We start from the raw sequence: 16,900 nt of genomic DNA, 5'->3' as shown, positions 1-16,900 counted from the left end.
TCCGCGGTGCATTAATTCCGTAGTTGCCGCCTGCTCGCCCTGATCCATGTCAGAGCCGCACGATTTTGCTTCGGGCAGCATCGAGTTCGGGGCAATCAGAAGGTGGCGATTTGAACAAGGAAACGCAGCACGGGCCAACCCGCTCATGGACAAGTGCGGCTTTCTCGCGCCAGGCCGGCACAGAGGCGATTCCGGGCGAGGTCATGAAGCTTGCCCATCGGGAAAAGCTGGAGCTCTGCTTCTCGCTGGAAAGCATTGCCGATGCACTGCCGAACGTCGACCGCCTCAAATGTCTTGGAACGGCCAAGAAGATCGTTCCGCTGCTCCGTGACATTCATGGGTTTGAGGAGAGGGTGATTTTCCCTGCGTATGAGGCGCACTTGACTCCGGCCGAGGCCAAACTTGCCTCTACCAGCCGGTTGCGCATCGAGCACCTTGAGGATCAATGCTTCGCTGGCGAGGTGGCCGAAACGCTCCTAGCGATCGGTCATGGTGATCCGATAGAGAGCGCGGAAGCTGTCGGATTCATGCTACGCGGCTTCTTCGAAGGCTTGCGGCGACACATCGCTTTCGAACGCGAGCATGTCCTGCCGCGGATCGTAATAAGCGACGAAGGCCCCGACGCTTAGGTCTCATTCAAAGGCCGGTTGCCGCGCGCCTCGGCCGCCGCAGCGCTGCTCCAGCCGGCTCATGCTGTCGACCGTTACATGGCGTTTGTTCTCGATCCGGATCACGCCGTCAGCCCGCAATCGCGTAAGCTGGCGGCTCACGGTCTCGTTCGTCAGTCCAAGGAAATCAGAGATGTCGGCACGTGTCAGCGGCAGATCGAAGCATGCCGACCCAGCCGCCGGGTCGATACTGGAATCCATATTCCGGGCGATCATGAGGAGAAAGCTCGCCACCTTCTCCGGTGCGGTCTTGCGCCCGAGAGTCACCATCCATTCAAGTGCCTCGTCGAGTTCGTCCAGCGTCTGCTTGAGCAGGCGATGCTCGAGTCCCGGTGATTCCTTCATTATCCGTTCAACGGCCGCCTTCGGAAACGAGCACAGCGAGACGGAGGTTGCCGCTTCCACATTGATCGTGCTTTTCACCTTGAAGGGCCGTCCCAGAAAATCCGGTGCGAACCGAAGACCGACAATCTGCTGGCGGCCGTCCGAAAGGCACTTCGTCAGCTTCACAACGCCTGAAAGCAAGTTTGAATAGCTGTCGACGGCCTCGGCGTCGGCGATCAGTTCGACCCCCGGCTCGAGCTTGTGCCGCGACGAAGTTTTGGCGAGCCCAACCAAATGGTTTGGATCGAGCGCACCGCAGACGCCGCGATGTCGTGCTGCGCAAGACAGGCAAAGAACGGGAATGCCGGAACTGTGAATGTCTTGCCGTACTGTCATTACGCTCGCGCTACCGATCCCAAGTTTCGGCAGGATAGCAAGCGATGGCAGAGAAATCCTTGCGGCAGTTTGTCCGTGCTGGAGGCTGACCGAAATCAGGGCTTTGGCTCTTCGACGCGTCCAGACTTCCGGCGAGGCAAAAACGGCGGACCACCAAATGAGACCGGAATTAGCTGCCAGGCTTGGCGAGAACGTCCCGCGTTATACCAGTTACCCGACCGCGCCGCATTTCCATCCTGGCGTCGACGTCGATGTCTATCGAAGCTGGTTGAAGGCGCTCGAAAGCGGTGACGAGGTCTCGCTCTACCTGCACATCCCTTATTGCGACCGGCTGTGCTGGTTCTGTGCGTGCCATACAAAGCAGACCCGCCGCTACGAGCCGGTGGCTTCGTATCTCCGCTCGCTTCACGCGGAGATCGCGACTGTCGCCGGTCTTGTCGGCGGCAAGGCCCATGTCCGCGCCGTGCATTTCGGCGGCGGCTCCCCGACCATGCTGAAGCCCGAGGATATGATAGCCTTGGGAACTGTCCTGCGGGATAGCTTCGATTTTCTTGCCGATGCGAAGATCAGCGTCGAAATCGAACCCAACGACATGGACGAAGCCCGCCTTGATACACTTGCCGAGATCGGCATGGCGCGGGCAAGCCTCGGCGTTCAGGATTTCGATCCGAAGGTGCAGAAGGCGATCAACCGCGAGCAGAGCTTTTTGCAGACCAAGGCGGTTGTCGACGGCATTCGCTCTCGCGGCGTAGGGTCCGTGAACCTCGATTTGCTTTACGGCCTGCCGCATCAGACCAGGGAGAGCGTCTGTTCCACCGTGGCGCAGGCGCTGACTCTGGAGCCGGACCGGATGGCGCTGTTCGGCTACGCGCATGTGCCCTGGTTCAAGAAGCATCAGACTATGATCGACGAGGCATGGTTGCCGGGTCCGGCCGAACGGTTCGCTCAGTGGCAAATTGCCGCCCGTCTGATCATGGGCGCCGGATACGAGGCGATTGGAATAGACCATTTCGCCAAGCCGGATGATGCGCTTGCAGTCTCGGCTCGCGCGGGAACAATCCGCCGCAATTTCCAGGGCTACACCGAGGATCGCTGCGAAACACTGATCGGGCTCGGGCCGTCATCGATCAGCCGGTTTCGACAGGGCTATTCGCAGAACATGCCGTCGACAGCCGAATATGGACGCATGGTCGAGGGGGGACATCTGGCCACGGTCCGCGGCATCGCGTTTTCCGAAGATGACCGTGTTCGCGGCTGGATCATCGAGCGCTTGATGTGCGATTTCGGCTTTTCAGCAGCCGATCTGGTGGAACGCTTCGGGGAAGCCGGACAAAAGCTTCTTTTCCAAGCAAGCTCCATCGCCATTGGCGACCCTGCTCGACCGCTTGAACTCCAAGGTGACAGTTATGTCGTATCGGCGGAAAGTCGTCCCTTTGTAAGGAGCATTGCAGCGAAGTTCGACAAATATTTCGAAAGTGGAACGGCCAGGCACTCAGTGGCAGTCTGAGTGCCACAGACGAACGTCACCGTCTTCAGTCGATCGCGAACCTCCTCAAAATCGCCGAAACCAGCAGCTAACAATTCGATAGTGCATATGGCGCCACTTTACGATGCTGTGACGACGCGGGTATTTCCCAAAGGGGGTCGCATGGCAGAGGGCTGGGACCGGCCGGAACCCTGCAGGCAGGGCTCCACTTCGTATCCGCCCAAGCAGGTTGGATTGTTCGGCCCAGTCTTTCACTGAATGTCAGCGACGCACCCCATTGCGGCTTCCGCTACTCAGCGCTGCGGCTCTTGAATGCCCCTTTGAGATGAGCTCATTCTGAGTAACAACCGCACGGCGTTCCCACGTGTCTGAAACCATGCATCAGTGCGGCTAGCACGCCCTGCGCCTTGTTCGCGGTTTCCGGGCCGCCCAGGCAATTACTTGACCTCCAGCTGCTCGAAGTTCGCGCATAGGCCTTACATGACGGATCGGTAGGCCGCGACCGCCGGGAAATTAGGCACCCGGGCGGCTGCGCCAATTGACCAACTTTATGCTTCGATTACTCGGAATCTGAATCTGACACGCGTCGCGATTTCTCTGACATGCCGGCGGCAGGCAAGCTTTCCTTTCTGGCCTTGGCAAACGCTCTGTCACCTTCCAGAAACCCTGCCAGCATGAAAGGTATGAGTTCCGCTACCGTTTCAGACTCGCCATAGGTCTGGCGGTAAAGCGCCGCATAGTCCTTGTGCTTGGTTCAGGTCCGCGCTAACGGTGATGGTCATCTTCGAAGGTGTCCGGTCTGGAAGATTTCCAAGTTTCAGATCTGCCATGATTACTCCTGTTCAAGTCGGGTATGGGCGCAGCACAAGATCCTTGTGTACAATCACGCGTAGGGGCCAACCGGGGCGGACGATAATGGTGGGTTGAAAATTCAGGTTCTTTTCGGTGATGCGCTGGCCGGCTTGACTGATGTTTTGCTGAGTGGATTCCCGGATCGCCTTAACTAGGTCGCTTTCGTTTTTCCCAAAGCTCAACTCGGTACCAACGCCCAGTAGCGTCGCTAGAGCAACTCCCTTGATCAGCTGCCAGGTGTGAAAATCGACCTTGTCCTCAAGCCCGGCATAGCCGGCAGTATCCGTCGCTGGCAGATTGTCGATTTCGATCGAGCAACCGTCGGGCAGGATTATTCGCTGCCAGACCAGCAATGCGCGCCTCTGCCCAAAAGCACGTGGTCGGGGAGCTGGCGGGGGCGTGCGGGCAAGCCGCTGAGGAAATTCTGAACATCGAGCCCGGTCTGAGGTACAACAAGCCTATCGAGATCGGATCGCGAGGTAGCCCTGCCTGCCATGGGAATTCCTCAGGCGAGTACCGACATATTGGGCGCTGCCTTATAAGTGGAAGGCGCCTTCCCGTTGCCTCTATCGCAGATAAGTTACCTTCCGGCCTTCGCGCTGGGTTTCCCAGCTGGACTGCGTTTCAGTCTCAATTCGCTGTGCTTCTTGTGAGCCAGACACCATTTCTCGGACGGTGAATTGACGACATTCATTGTCCGACAAGCCCTCGCCGGCAATCTGTTGGGCAGAGGCGGCTATCACCCCGGCCGTGGCACATCCGCGCGCTGCAGAACCTCGATGAGCCGCCGGCTCAAACGCCCAGGCGGATGCAAAGATCCACAGACGCGTTCCGCCAGCGCTAGTTGCCAAGCATATGACCGGCATTTCGCAACGCGCCTAGGAAGAGGCCGGCATGGTGAGTGACATCGATTTTGGCCTGCATTGACACCGGCATGCTGGTCCAATTCTCCAACGGTGCAATGAAGCGGGAGAAGGTACCGTCGACGACGCAGTAGCGGCTAATAAGGCCTTGTCTGTCCAACGCCAGCACACCAATCTGCCCGCCTCGATATCGGATGGCTGCGAGCCGTTGGACCTCGGCGTCATCATCGATCCGCACATCGAAAAGCAGGGTTCCGCGGCTCCTCGCGGCTATCTCCGCCGCTTTGTCATTGAAGCTCAAGCAGAGTGAGCGGACGCTTTCCACTGCCATCTGGAAAACCAACAAATCCAGTTCATTCACGGCCATGTGGGCAGTTGAGCCAATAGATGGATGATTGCAATGTCGCACACGGCTTGTTCACAGGTGTCGGCGACTGATCGTTCGTGGCTTTCTGTCCGCTGCCGGCGAAAGAATATTTGAAGGACGGCGGGTCCCGTATTTCCTGTCGCGTTGGCAACCCCGGCGGCCACCTGCCGGGCGGCAGCGGCAGAGATAATGTCATAGACAGGTGGAAGCGTGGGCTTTCTGCCCTTCAATAGTTCCCTGACCCTACAGATTTGCACGCGCGGCCGCAGCTTGCCGCCCGCCTCAACGGATTCGGCTTCTCTGGCAGCACGTTCCATTGCTGCGGTAGCCTTGTTGAGCGTCGCCAGAACGCCAAGCTTCGTGGCTGGCAAGATCGCCAACTCGCTCAAGCTCACGACCTCTATTCGATGGACGGGCACGGCCGTGCATCGCCGCGGCAGGGGACAACATCGTCGTGACCGACCCTCAAGCCCTATATCGTGTCGGCGGGATCGTTCACCAGGAACGGCGAGATCGCCGTGGAGGGCAAGCCCTTCCACATCGTGGCCGTCGGCGGGAGCGGCAAGATCCACGATCAAGCAGCTGAGAAAGATCACGCATATAGCCACGATCCCGCGGTCCAGCCGATCTACATTTGAGGACGACGCCCTGTCGAATTTGGATCCGGGATTGGCGGTTGGTCTATCCCTTCCTGACGATGGAACCCTCGATCCAGTCATGGCTTATAAGGCGGAGAGCGGCGACCAGAGCGCAGATGAGTACGCGCCTACTACGAGATCGGCTATCGCACCAATTCCAGCGGATCACGATCGATGGCGACACCGTGGCTTTCTTCGAGGGCGGGAAGCCGCTTGAGGCCTGCTACGCCGGCGACGGCTGTGAAATCCTGACCTCGAAGAAAGGAAACCGCATGGGCGTCGCCTTGGCCTCCTCACACTTGGTTGGCTGACTCAGCGGGCAACCCGGTCGAGAAAAGCGTCGAATGCGGCAGCGACAACGCGCATCGCAAAGCGATGCTGCCGCCGTACGCGGACAAAACCCTTTTCGATGTCCACAATCCCGTCCTTGGCAAGCATCGCCAAGCGTTCAGCTGAATCGAGAAAATGGATCGGATCAGATCCGTGGGCGGCACAGATTGCCGGCACATCGGCCTCGAGATCGCACATTAGTCGCTCGATGATTGCGGCTCGCGCGCGGTCTTCGTCGGTGAGACGGTAGCCCTTTGACGTCGCCAGACGGCCAGCTGCGATGTGCCGGCAGTAGGAATCCCGTGTAACCTCGTTCTGGACGTAGCCCTCGCCGACACGCCCGATAGCCGACGCGCCGAAACCGATCAGGGTTTTGCAGGTGTCGGCCGAGTAGCCCAGCGAGTTGCGCCGCAGGCGACCGGTTTTCTGTGCCAGCGCGAGATCGTCGTCCGGCAAGGCGAAATGGTCGAGCCCGATCTCTCGGTAGCCGGCGGCAATCAGCGTCACGGCAATGGCCGCATCCTGTTCGGCGCGGGCAGCGCTGCCCGGAAGCGATGCCTCCTCGATGAGGCGCTGATTCTTAATAAAGGACGGAATGTGCGAGTAGCCGAACACCGCAAGCCGGTTGGGGCGCATGGCGACCGCCGCCCTCGTGGTCTCGACGCAAGACTGCACCGTTTGATGCGGGAGACCAAAGATGAGGTCGAAGTTGATGCTTGTCACTCCATGCCGACGCAGCATTTCGACGGCAGCCGCCGTCTGCGCCTCACTCTGGACCCGGTTGATCGCTTTTTGAACAATGGGATCGAAGCTCTGCACGCCGAGGCTCGCGCGGTTCACGCCGGCTGCTTGCAAGGCTTCGGCCATATCGGCCGTGAACGTGCGTGGATCGATCTCGACGGCGATCGTAGCTGTTTCCGCAAGCGCAAAGTGGCGGCGCAGGAATTCCGTCAGGGCGAGGAACTCAACTGGCCCCATGAGAGTTGGCGTTCCGCCGCCGAAATGCACATCGCTCACGGGCAGCGCCTGCGGCGCGTGCTCCGAGACCAAAAGTATCTCGTCACGCAGCGCCGCCAGATAATTAACGATCGGCGCATCATGGCGGGTGATGGTGGTGGGGAAGCCGCAATACCAGCACTTTGATCGGCAGAACGGAACGTGCAAGTAGAGTGACGCCGGATCGTTAGCCGGTAGGTTCCTGAGCCATTCCTCATAAGCGTCGGCGCCGACCGCCCCAGAGAACTCCGCGACAGTCGGATAGATGGTGTACCAAGGCAGGCGGGCTTCGCGATGTTTTGTGATCTGCAACAGTTACCGTCCCATGTTGTTGCCTTCCATCCTTACCACTGCGCTCTCCTGTGTCTTTGCGCTATATCAGTCCGGTCCGCTTTGGGCCCGATTATTTCGCAGCGATAGCCCCATTCAGCCTTGGCTGGACAGCGATGGTATGAGCACGCGCTGGTCAGCGACAAGCGCCATGGGTTTCCCGTCGAGACTTTCCCGCACACCGTTTGGTGCTACTATCCTATCCTATCCCCTCCCTTCAGCGTCCGATGGAACGCAGCATGCCCCATCCGACCAGTCGATTCGGCGTTGGGACCAGACTTTTGCTCGCCGGCTGGTGCGTAAGACGGCGTCACGTAGCGATACCTGGCATCTCGATGAGTTCGTCGTATTAATTGCCGGCACTGTGGCGCACCGTCTGTCAGAGCGGGAATTGTGCTCGAGGAGACCGTCCCGGTCCGCCCCTGCCAAGGCTGCAAGCCTGATGAACCAATTTAGAAAGTAGCGCTACGCCAGGCGCATGATCACCGACAAATCGCGCTCCTGTGGCCCGGCAAAGCGCCGGAGTGAAGCGCAACTCAAGCATCGCTGGCAACTGACAATCGAGCGAATTCGCATGTGCTTCCGTAAAAACAAAAATGGCCCATGCACGGCTTCCGATTCAGAGAGGGGCTTACAACGGCTCGTCTCGACCTTCCCGCCTTTCGGAACCACTTTGTCCGGACTAACTGGAAAGCTGGTGCACCTCGCCACCGCCGAGGTGTGGCCCTTCGCCTAACGAGGACGCCTACGCCTAGGCATGTCGGCATCAGTGGGGCATCTCGGCTGACGTACCGAGCGGTGCACTCGCATGATGTCAACAATGTCGAGGCTCAAAACAAACAAAAGCTATCGCCATTGAACGATACTGTCGCGAAGCGAACAGACGAACCATGTCCGAAACATTTGCTTTTCGTGCTCAGCTTGACCCTCAGAGCAAAAAAGGAAACGCAAACCAAGGTCCGACGGCAACTTGAGTGTCAATCGTAGCTTGGTCGTGAGGTTGGCACGTCACTTGCGGGGTGATTTTCGAAGCCGTTGTGACGGTACGCCCGCAGCTATCGGAGATAATCATGGCGATCGACTCGGAAGTGTTTGATTCCTCCCCGGGCATTTCAAGCAGGTGATATGAGAACAACAACTTATCGTGTGAAAGTATGATTCAGCTTCATCGCCCCTGTTGTTGAATAATTATTATGATCCGTGTGTCACACTGCGATAGGCGCAGCGCGATGTGCATCGTTTTCGATTGTGGGGACAGGAAGGGCTGGCTCGTTCGTTGACGTCCCCTTCTTCAATATTTGAACGGAGATCAAGAATGAACATCAGGAGCCTCCTGCTCGGCTCAGCTGCGGCCCTGATCGCCGTTTCCTGTGCCCGAGCCGCCGACGCCATCGTCCTGGCCGAGCCTGAGCCCGTTGAATACGTCAAGATCTGCGACGTTTACGGCGCTGGTTACTACTACATCCCCGGCACCGAGACCTGCCTGCGCATCGGCGGCTATGTCCGTTACGACATCGGCCTCGGCGATGTCGTATCGTATGACCAAGCTAGAACCACGGATGTGAAGACTGGCGAGGCCCAGGGCATATGGCAAAACAACACGCGCTTCACATTCAAAACTTGGACCGGGCAAGAGACCGAACTCGGTACATTGCAGACCTACATCGAGACCCGCATGAAATACGGCAAGCACACCGCCTATTCCGGTTCGGACAGTCCTCGATACTATGCCTTCAGCCAAGGCATCACGTTGACTTTTGCCTGGGTTCAGCTTGGTGGCCTCCGAGTTGGCAAGGACTGGTCCGCCTTCGACATGTTTATTGGCTACGCGGGCGACGTGCTCAATCAGATGCTTATCCCGCACGGCGCCTTCGATACTAATGTGGTTCAGTACTACTTTGACGCCGGTAACGGCTTTTCGGCTGTGGTTTCACTCGAAGAAGGCTCGGGCCTGGTCGGCACCATCGACAGCTACGTTCCGCACCTAGTCGGCGGAGTGAAATACACACAACACTGGGGCGCGATCACCGGCGTTGTCGCTTATGATAGCAACTACGAATCGGTCGCCGGCAAGGTCCGCATCGACGTCTATGTTACCGACCAACTCTCGCTATTCGGAATGTTCGGCTACGGCTTCAGCGGCAAGCTCAACGATGACGTCACTAACGCAATCGACGCTCATGGTCGCGGGTTCTACAAAAGTTGGGGCGGTAACTGGGCTTTCTGGGCCGGCGCCACTTACAAGCTCAATGAGACAACTTCGTTGAATCTTCAGCTCTCGGGTGATCAGCTCAGGAACTATGGTGTCGCTGCAAACGTTGCCTATGCGTTTCTTGCAGATTTCACAATTACAGCCGAACTCGACTATGACCGCTACGGCGACTTCGCCGTCGGCAAGGTCGACCCTTCCATTAGCTGGGCTAATGCCAACAAAAAGAGCAGTGTCGGCGGCATCCTCCGTTTCGAACGTTCATTCTAACGGGAGGAAGAGCTTCATCTCGGTGGCCTCAGGCGGCGAATGACGATTATGCGGGGGACCTGCCACGCCTGCGGCAGATAAGCCCTGACACGTTTGCAATCGGATACAGCTGCGATTAGGGCGCGGCCGATGCCCCGCTTGCCGGGATGTGACAGCTGGTAAAGCGTTGCGGCAGGTTTGCTGGCGGTCCCGGCGCTTGCGCTGACGCGTGCGGCGCAGTCCGGCGACACGGTGGAGGCCGCCGGCAGATGGGTGGGCGCGTGATCGCCGAAGCAATCGCCGAACTCGCCCAGTATCCCAGCTTCGATAACGACTGAATCGGCGGCGACTCAATGCAACCTTGACTTCCGGAGACCGCGCTGACCGCCGCCGGCCTGACCGCGCTCGCCGCGCAGGATGCTTTGGACAAGCAAATCACCTGCGTCAAGGCGCCCTTCAAGTCGCTGATCGACCATGTCTTTGTCTCGCCCAATCTCGTGCCGTGCGGCCACGATTTCATGATTCTCGCGCTCGACCGAACCATCGAGCGGTTCCTGGAAGTGTCCGATCATCGCCAGGTCCTCTTGCGACTGGCCGGGCCTATCGGTGAGCGTTAGATCCAGAACGAGGTTACACGGGATTCCTACAGCCCGCACATCGCAGCTGGCCGCCTGGCAAAGTCAAAGGGCAACCGTCTCACCGACGAAGACCGCGGCGAGCCGCAATCATCGAGCGAGGACGAAATAGTGGACAGCGAAGGGTTTTATCCGCATGCGGCAGGAGGATCGCTTTGTGGTTAGCGCTATTGCTGCGTATTCGATGCTTTTCTCGACCGGGTTTGCCCGTAGGCACAGCCAAGCAGCGTGAGGGGAGGCCAAAGGGATAACCAATCGTCGCTAAACGGCATGCTCCAGCAAATAACGGCAAGACGGTAGCGGCGCGCTCGAGCGCCGGTTGAAGTGCTTGGAGTTTTTCCGAATGGGCGAGCGTTGCGACTAATGAAGGCGTCACATCATTCGACGGTGACTGATTTTGCCAGGTTGCGTGGCTGGTCGAGATCTGTGCCCATGAGGAGCGCCGTGTGGTACGCAAGAAGCTGTATCGGCAGGGAGAAGATCATCGGCGCGATAATCTCGTCGGTGGCCGGCAGCACGATCGTGTGCATCGTATCGAGTTTCGATGCGGCTGCCCCTTTTCCATCGGTGATGAGGATAATGCGCCCTCCGCGGGCGGCCACTTCCTGCATGTTGGAGAGGGTCTTGTCGAAAAAGCGATCATGTGGCGCGATGACGATCACTGGCATGTTCTCGTCTATCAATGCGATAGGACCGTGCTTCAATTCACCCGCCGCATAGCCTTCGGCGTGGATGTAGGAAATCTCCTTGAGCTTCAGCGCACCCTCCATCGCCAGTGGGAAATTTGTGCCACGGCCGAGATAAAGGACATGATGACACTTTGACAGTTCGCGCGACAGAAGCTCAATCTCCGGCTGGATGCTGTCCAGTACCTGCCTCATGAGGCGCGGCATTTCGGTGAGGCTCTCGACGAGCGCCTGCACCTCATCTTCGGTCACGGTTCCGCGGGCCTTGGCTGCGTGGATGGCGAGTGCGGCAAGAGCGGCTAGCTGGCAGGTGAAGGCCTTGGTGGAGGCGACGCCGATCTCTGGGCCGGCAAGGATCGGGAAGACCACATCGGCCTCCCGAGCGATGGTCGATTCGCGCGCATTGACGACAGCGCCAATTTTCAGCCCAAGCTGCTTGCAGTACCTCAGCGATGCCAGCGTATCGGCGGTTTCGCCCGACTGTGAAATGAACAGAGCCGCAGACTGCGGCGACAACGGAATCTCGCGATACCGGAATTCGGATGCAACATCTATTTCGACCGGCAGGCGCGCATAGCGCTCGAACCAGTATTTTCCGATCAGCCCGGCGAGATATGCGGTGCCGCAGGCAGAGATCGCCAAGCTCGGGATCTTGGCGAAGTCGATGCCAAAAACCGCATCGGCACCATTTTCGATGAAATTGATATAATGACCGAGCGCATCGGCGATGACCTCGGGCTGCTCGAGGATTTCCTTCTCCATGAAGTGGCGATGGTTGCCCTTGTTGGCCAGAGTGGCCACGGCCACGGAGGTCTGGCGCGGACGCGCGACGGGGTGGCCGTCGTAATCAAAGATATCAGCGCCCGTCCTGCCGACAACGGCCCAGTCACCGTCGATGAGATAGGTGATTTCATTCGTGAATGGAGCAAGCGCGATCGCGTCGGAGCCCAGGAACATCTCGCCGTCGCCGTGACCGATCGCCAGCGGTGGTCCATTGCGCGCCGCAATGATGGTCGACGGATCATCCTCAAAGAGGATGGCAAGCGCGTAGGCACCCCTGACGCTTTTCAGCATGGCATGCACCGCCTCACCACGCTTCCTGCCCTCCCGGCGGTGCCGTGCCAAGAGATGCGCAAGGACCTCAGTGTCGGTGTCGGTCTGGAACTCGGCTCCCGTCGCCGCCAATTCGTCCTTCAGTTCGGCGAAATTCTCGATGATGCCGTTATGGACAACGGCCACACCATCCGTGAAGTGCGGGTGTGCATTGCGTTCCGTCGGTGGCCCATGGGTTGCCCAGCGGGTGTGGGCGATGCCGATGGTACCACCCAGCGGCTCTTCCTTGAGTCTCCTCTCGAGATTGACGAGTTTGCCCTCCGCGCGCCGGCGGTGCAAGGTGCCCTCGGTGATCGTCGCAATGCCGGCCGAATCATAGCCGCGGTATTCCAGACGCTTCAATGCGTCGACCAGGCGTTCCGACACCGGCTGTTGCCCAACGATGCCAACAATTCCGCACATGTTCTTCTCCGAATTCTTCCCGGCAGCCTTAGCCGACGCAGACGATGGACACCGCCCGGCATGCGCTCAGTTAGAGTCTTCTAATGGAATCCAGTCAGTTCGGTAAAATTGATTGTTGGGATAGCCATCATCCACGCCATGGATGAACTAAACCTCAGTCCAATGCGGGTGATGTGAACCGGGGCGTACGCTTCCGCCTTCAACGGGCTGCGCATATCATGGCCGGCGCCCTCACCTGCGTTAATAACATGCAAGCCGGCCGGAGGAGACGGGGAATACTTGGGCCGAGTGCTAATGGGTAGCCCCAGCGCACTCTTTGATCTCGCCGTTCAATTGTGCGGACGCTGCTTCATGCATCATTCCTCGGTTTGCTTCTCCAGGCCGGACGCAATGACGCCTTTCGGCGACGAGAAGCAAACCCTCTTCCGATCCCTGGGGCCACGCATCACGTCTTGGCTATCCGCATGGGCCGTGCGGCAGGCCGAGAATCGGTTGCCACAGTACCGGCCCATTCAGACGTCCCCTCCAGCGGATGCGCAACAGGCTGGCGTGAGAGATCTCGAGAAACCCGGCCACCGCCTCCGTTTTGCCGACGGGCTGCGGCTTTCCGATGCGCGACAATGGCCACGTTGCGAGGCGAAGGATCCGTTCCATACGCGTATCGGTCACCGTCACGATCCGGGTGAGATTGTTGGCCAAGCCGAATTCGATCATGCCGGCGAAGAGCTCGTAGGTTGCTTGGGCAAGGCCGCCTGCCGCCTTGGGCGTTGATGGGGGCAAATCGAGCGCGAAACGGCTGCTTTCCCATATGTCGGGACTCGCGGGCGCCACAGCCTCACCCAGCAGCGCCGGCAATGTGTCGCGCAACATGGTCGGCCCAGTGGTTGGCAAGAGGCGCACGCAGCCACGAATTCGCCAATCGGATCCCTTGAGCAGCAGATAGACAGGCTTCAAGTCGTCAAAGGTGTCTGTTTCCATTTCGCCTCCGGTCTGAACTTCCCAATCGAGCCTCTCCTTGAAAACCCGATATCTGAGCCCGTGCATCTCTTTGAGCTCGCCTGCGAATTCGCTGTAGAGGCCAGGTGTGATCAGCTGAATCATTCGTCGCCTCCGTGCGGGTTGTGTTCCCGCCATCGAAGGGCAAAGCGCACAGCGATGCAGCCTGTCGACGTTTACAGCTATCCTCGCGGAAGGATCCGGATCTCGCCTGACCGGAGGCAGCCAGCCTGGCAACCGCATGGATCGTCCGAACGCGAGCTTTGCTTGGCATTTTCCAGATGGAAGGTCCCCTTGGCCTTTGAGACCTGCTTTCCAAGGCGTATTCGCGAGTTTTATCCATGCCTTTATGGTCTTGGAGAGCGTGGCGGGCAGGCTACACAGTGGGTGGCCGAGAGGTCGGGAATCAGTTGGAATGGAGGAATTCGTCTCGCCAAAGAGGGGATCCTTTGCAATGCACTGCCTGCCCGACACTCCCGCTTCAACGTTACGCGCCACATACCGCCGAGTAACAGCCGGACCGGCGACGCCGGCTGTGCTGGTTGTTGGCCTGATCAGCGGCAGCACGGTGAATCTGAGCCACGTCGCCAGCCATTTCCAAGGACCGGCGAGCGTAGCCTCCAACGATCGCCGGCGGCGACGCTTCTTCCAGTTTACCAGTTCGACGAGGACTGGCTGGCGTGTACGCTGGTGGCGCGGCTCAACCTACGCCCGCCCTTGCGGCTGTGCCTTGACTGCACCAATTGGAAGCAAGGACATAAGGTTCGCATCAAGGAGCGAGGCAATATGCATCGTCGTACCCTGATTAGAGGATTCATCGCGCTGGGCGTGTGCCCGATCTGCGCCCAGACCGCGCGTGCGGCCAGCGCCCATTGGGGATATGGCGGCTCGGTCGGGCCGGAGCATTGGGCCGATCTGGACACGAGAAATTTCGCCTGTTCGGCGGGCAGGCAGCAGTCACCCATCGACATCGCCGGCACGGTAAAGGCGGATATACCGCGCATCGACATCAGTTGGCTCAAGGGCGGCGGCAGGATGGTGAACAACGGCCACACCATTCAAATCAACATGCCGGAAGGCAGCACCTTGACCCGCGGGGATCGCGTCTACCAACTGGCACAGTTGCATTTCCACGCGCCGAGCGAGCATCACGTGGCGGGCATGAGCTTCCCGATGGAAGCGCATTTTGTCCATAAAGACACAAAGAGCGATACTCTGGGTGTGCTGAGCGCCCTTCTTACGCCTGGCGCGACAAATATCAGCTTTGCCGGTCTCGCCAAGGTCTTTCCGGCCCGGCCCGGCGAGGAGATGGCAGTTGACGAGTTCGATCCCAACGGGCTTTTGCCGGCCTCGCTCGGCTACTGGACCTATGAGGGATCATTAACGACTCCGCCCTGCACCGAAAACGTGGAGTGGATGGTTGCAATGGAACCGGTCGAGGTCGACACCGCAGACATCAAGCGGTTTACGACGCTTTACGCATCTAACGCGCGGTCGATCCGTCCCTCCAATCGGCGCTTCATCCTAGGCCTCAGCTAAGGTCATCGCGCGCGTCAAGCAAAACCGCGGTAACAATCGGGGGGTTTCGAACAGTACGACGCCACCCTGGTGGCGCTGGCATCGACCATAATGCCCTAGGGTTCACAACAGCATGACCGGATCATGGGGAACTTGTGGGCCGCTTGCTGCGGAGAACTGGGTGGCGTCACCGACACCCGTACACTCCGGCCTGGATCTGCTTGATCAGGGATTGATAAATTCGACGGGTCGCTCCCGTGCTGCGAGAACCTTCCTTATACTGGACCAATTAAAATCTCCAAAAGTGGCAGTTTAGTTTGGACCAGTAAACTGCAATATTGGCTTGCAGTCAGGGAAGCGATCGTGACTGGTCGCGCCGGTCATGGATTGCTTGCGCGCGAACTGATGGAGTTGCCTGGATGTTTGAGGGTCCCATCATCGACGGTCGAATTAAGAATATTGCATCGGGATTTAGAGCCGTGAGCGTCTACGTCGATGCCACTTCAGCTGGAGAAGGATGTTTCGATCCCCGATTGCTTGGTGAAGCCTGCGATTGCGCGTTGGCGGATGGCCCGGCTTGGGCAGAAGCTCATCTGGCGAGTTGGTCCGACGCCTACGTCGTCTTTGGCGCGAAGCCTAACCGTACGCCGTGCTCAGCCCAGGCCCTCAGAAAGCGGGTTCTGAAAGACGGCACTCTTTCGACGATCAACCCGATCGTCGATCTCTACAACGCCATCAGCCTGAAATACGCAGTCCCGGTGGGTGGAGAGAATTTTGACGCCTATGTCGGAAGACCCCACCTGACGATCGCTGACGGGAGTGAGACGTTCGACACCATGATGAATGGAGAGGCGGTCAACGATCCTCCCTTGCCCGGTGAGGTCATCTGGCGCGACGACATTGGCGTCACCTGCCGACGCTGGAACTGGCGACAGGGCACTCGAACCCGCCTGAAGACCCTAACAGGCCGGATGTGGTTCGTACTGGAGGCGTTGGAGACCATGCCGGACGATGCATTGGCAGAGGCGACGGATGCCATGGTCGGAGGGCTGAATGCCTTGATGCCTGGCTGCAAAATCGCGAGCCAAGAAATTGCCATCGCCCGATGAGGTTTCCGGTCGAGCGAGCGGATCCATGGCCGCCCGGGGCATCCGGCGCGATCGATCCGATCGAGATTATCAAGGGCTGAGAGAATGAATGTCGATCTCCATCAGTTGCTCATCGTCTTTGCTGCATATGTCATTGCCGCAGGGAGCCCCGGCCCGAGCAACATGCGCATTATGGGGGTTGCGATGGCGCGCGGCAGAGGTGCTGCGCTCATGCTCGCCTCCGGCGTCGTCAGCGGCTCGATCTTTTGGGGTTTTATGGCCTCCACCGGCATCTCCGCCCTGTTGGCCAGGTACGCCCAGGCACTGCTCGTTCTGCAGGTTTTCGGGGGGCTTTACCTGCTATTCCTCGCCTTCAGGGCGGGACGGTCGGCGCTTACGTCGAACGAGAAGCTGGCGGTGCGCGCATCGACCGACCAAGTCGCTCTTTCGCGGGGTGAGCTCTATAGGAAGGGCCTCTTGATGCATTTGGCGAACCCAAAATCCGTGCTAGCGTGGATCGCCCTCGTCACGCTGGGGATCGGCCCGAATTCATCGTGGCAGAGCATCGCGGCGATATTGGGTGGCTGCGCCATCCTAAGTGTCACGATATTCTGCGGCTACGCCATTGTCTTCTCCACACCGCCTATGGTGGCTCTGTATCGCCGTTGCCGCCGCTGGATCGAAAGTCTGTTGGCGATGTTCTTCGCGTTCGCCGGGCTGCGTATGCTGCTTTCCCGTATGTAGTTTCGAAAGG

The 16,900-nt window shown here is 59.0% G+C and carries 15 protein-coding genes and 2 pseudogenes; 8 read left to right on the top strand and 9 right to left on the bottom strand.

All coding sequences use genetic code 11. The features are described 5' to 3' along the window. Positions 1-110: 110 nt before the first annotated feature. Positions 111-629 (top strand): hemerythrin domain-containing protein, encoded by a 519-nt coding sequence (locus tag JG747_RS34975; RefSeq protein WP_006329234.1) that lies wholly within the window; start codon positions 111-113, stop codon positions 627-629. A 3-nt stretch (positions 630-632) separates the two neighbouring features. On the opposite strand, the gene JG747_RS34970 is transcribed toward JG747_RS34975, so the two are convergent. Further along, positions 633-1,388 (bottom strand): Crp/Fnr family transcriptional regulator, encoded by a 756-nt coding sequence (locus JG747_RS34970; RefSeq protein WP_136622685.1) that lies wholly within the window; start codon positions 1,386-1,388, stop codon positions 633-635. 157 nt (positions 1,389-1,545) lie between these two features. Here JG747_RS34970 and hemN (JG747_RS34965) point away from each other — a divergent pair, with 157 nt between their 5' ends. Further along, positions 1,546-2,895, top strand: coding sequence for an oxygen-independent coproporphyrinogen III oxidase (gene hemN, locus JG747_RS34965; protein ID WP_199201318.1), 1,350 nt, complete (start codon positions 1,546-1,548; stop codon positions 2,893-2,895). Between the two features lie 538 nt (positions 2,896-3,433). Here the strand turns inward: hemN (JG747_RS34965) and JG747_RS37720 are convergent. The 5 genes and pseudogenes from JG747_RS37720 to JG747_RS34945 form a co-directional block, all read right to left on the bottom strand. Further along, positions 3,434-3,562, bottom strand: a pseudogene (locus JG747_RS37720) (DUF2274 domain-containing protein); the annotation flags it as partial. Between the two features lie 13 nt (positions 3,563-3,575). Beyond that, complete coding sequence (locus tag JG747_RS37715; protein ID WP_342216820.1) at positions 3,576-3,704, bottom strand: DUF2274 domain-containing protein; 129 nt, start codon at positions 3,702-3,704, stop codon at positions 3,576-3,578. Positions 3,705-3,716: 12 nt separating this feature from the next. After that, positions 3,717-4,100, bottom strand: a pseudogene (locus JG747_RS34955) (TrbI/VirB10 family protein); the annotation flags it as partial. Between the two features lie 466 nt (positions 4,101-4,566). Beyond that, complete coding sequence (locus JG747_RS34950; protein ID WP_199201317.1) at positions 4,567-4,956, bottom strand: hypothetical protein; 390 nt, start codon at positions 4,954-4,956, stop codon at positions 4,567-4,569. Then, complete coding sequence (locus JG747_RS34945; RefSeq protein ID WP_199201316.1) at positions 4,947-5,345, bottom strand: hypothetical protein; 399 nt, start codon at positions 5,343-5,345, stop codon at positions 4,947-4,949. The genes JG747_RS34950 and JG747_RS34945 overlap by 10 nt, the downstream gene beginning before the upstream one ends. Positions 5,346-5,590: 245 nt before the next feature. Between JG747_RS34945 and JG747_RS37970 the strand changes: the two genes are divergently transcribed. Then, positions 5,591-5,905: a ZinT/AdcA family metal-binding protein gene (locus JG747_RS37970; protein ID WP_446720625.1), complete on the top strand. Its 315-nt coding sequence runs from the start codon at positions 5,591-5,593 to the stop codon at positions 5,903-5,905. A gap of 1 nt (position 5,906) precedes the next feature. On the opposite strand, the gene hemN (JG747_RS34935) is transcribed toward JG747_RS37970, so the two are convergent. Next, on the bottom strand, positions 5,907-7,232 hold the full coding sequence (hemN, locus tag JG747_RS34935) for an oxygen-independent coproporphyrinogen III oxidase (protein WP_199201313.1): 1,326 nt from the start codon (positions 7,230-7,232) through the stop codon (positions 5,907-5,909). A 1,333-nt stretch (positions 7,233-8,565) separates the two neighbouring features. Here hemN (JG747_RS34935) and JG747_RS34930 point away from each other — a divergent pair. Next, positions 8,566-9,729 carry a porin gene (locus tag JG747_RS34930; protein ID WP_199201312.1) on the top strand — a complete coding sequence of 388 codons (1,164 nt, stop codon included), beginning with the start codon at positions 8,566-8,568 and terminating at the stop codon, positions 9,727-9,729. A gap of 401 nt (positions 9,730-10,130) precedes the next feature. Beyond that, entirely contained in the window at positions 10,131-10,325 is a 195-nt protein-coding gene (locus tag JG747_RS34925) for a hypothetical protein (RefSeq protein ID WP_199201311.1), read from the top strand. 395 nt (positions 10,326-10,720) lie between these two features. Here JG747_RS34925 and glmS read toward each other — a convergent pair whose 3' ends face one another. Together glmS and JG747_RS34915 are read right to left on the bottom strand one after the other, a co-directional pair. After that, positions 10,721-12,544, bottom strand: coding sequence for a glutamine--fructose-6-phosphate transaminase (isomerizing) (gene glmS / locus JG747_RS34920; RefSeq protein ID WP_199201310.1), 1,824 nt, complete (start codon positions 12,542-12,544; stop codon positions 10,721-10,723). A gap of 456 nt (positions 12,545-13,000) precedes the next feature. Next, positions 13,001-13,645 carry an acyl-homoserine-lactone synthase gene (locus tag JG747_RS34915; RefSeq protein ID WP_199201309.1) on the bottom strand — a complete coding sequence of 215 codons (645 nt, stop codon included), beginning with the start codon at positions 13,643-13,645 and terminating at the stop codon, positions 13,001-13,003. A gap of 681 nt (positions 13,646-14,326) precedes the next feature. Between JG747_RS34915 and JG747_RS34910 the strand changes: the two genes are divergently transcribed. From JG747_RS34910 to JG747_RS34900, 3 genes are all read left to right on the top strand, one after another. Beyond that, positions 14,327-15,079 (top strand): carbonic anhydrase, encoded by a 753-nt coding sequence (locus JG747_RS34910; RefSeq protein WP_199201308.1) that lies wholly within the window; start codon positions 14,327-14,329, stop codon positions 15,077-15,079. Between the two features lie 398 nt (positions 15,080-15,477). Then, the gene (locus tag JG747_RS34905; RefSeq protein ID WP_199201307.1) at positions 15,478-16,167 is read left to right on the top strand and encodes a B3/B4 domain-containing protein; all 690 of its coding nucleotides are present in this window, start codon (positions 15,478-15,480) and stop codon (positions 16,165-16,167) included. An 84-nt stretch (positions 16,168-16,251) separates the two neighbouring features. Further along, the gene (locus JG747_RS34900; RefSeq protein WP_010914002.1) at positions 16,252-16,890 is read left to right on the top strand and encodes a LysE family translocator; all 639 of its coding nucleotides are present in this window, start codon (positions 16,252-16,254) and stop codon (positions 16,888-16,890) included. Positions 16,891-16,900 lie beyond the last annotated feature (10 nt).

Source organism: Mesorhizobium sp. 131-3-5 (genome assembly GCF_016756575.1).
Taxonomy (GTDB): domain Bacteria; phylum Pseudomonadota; class Alphaproteobacteria; order Rhizobiales; family Rhizobiaceae; genus Mesorhizobium; species Mesorhizobium jarvisii.
This window is presented reverse-complemented; position numbering and strand designations above follow the sequence as displayed.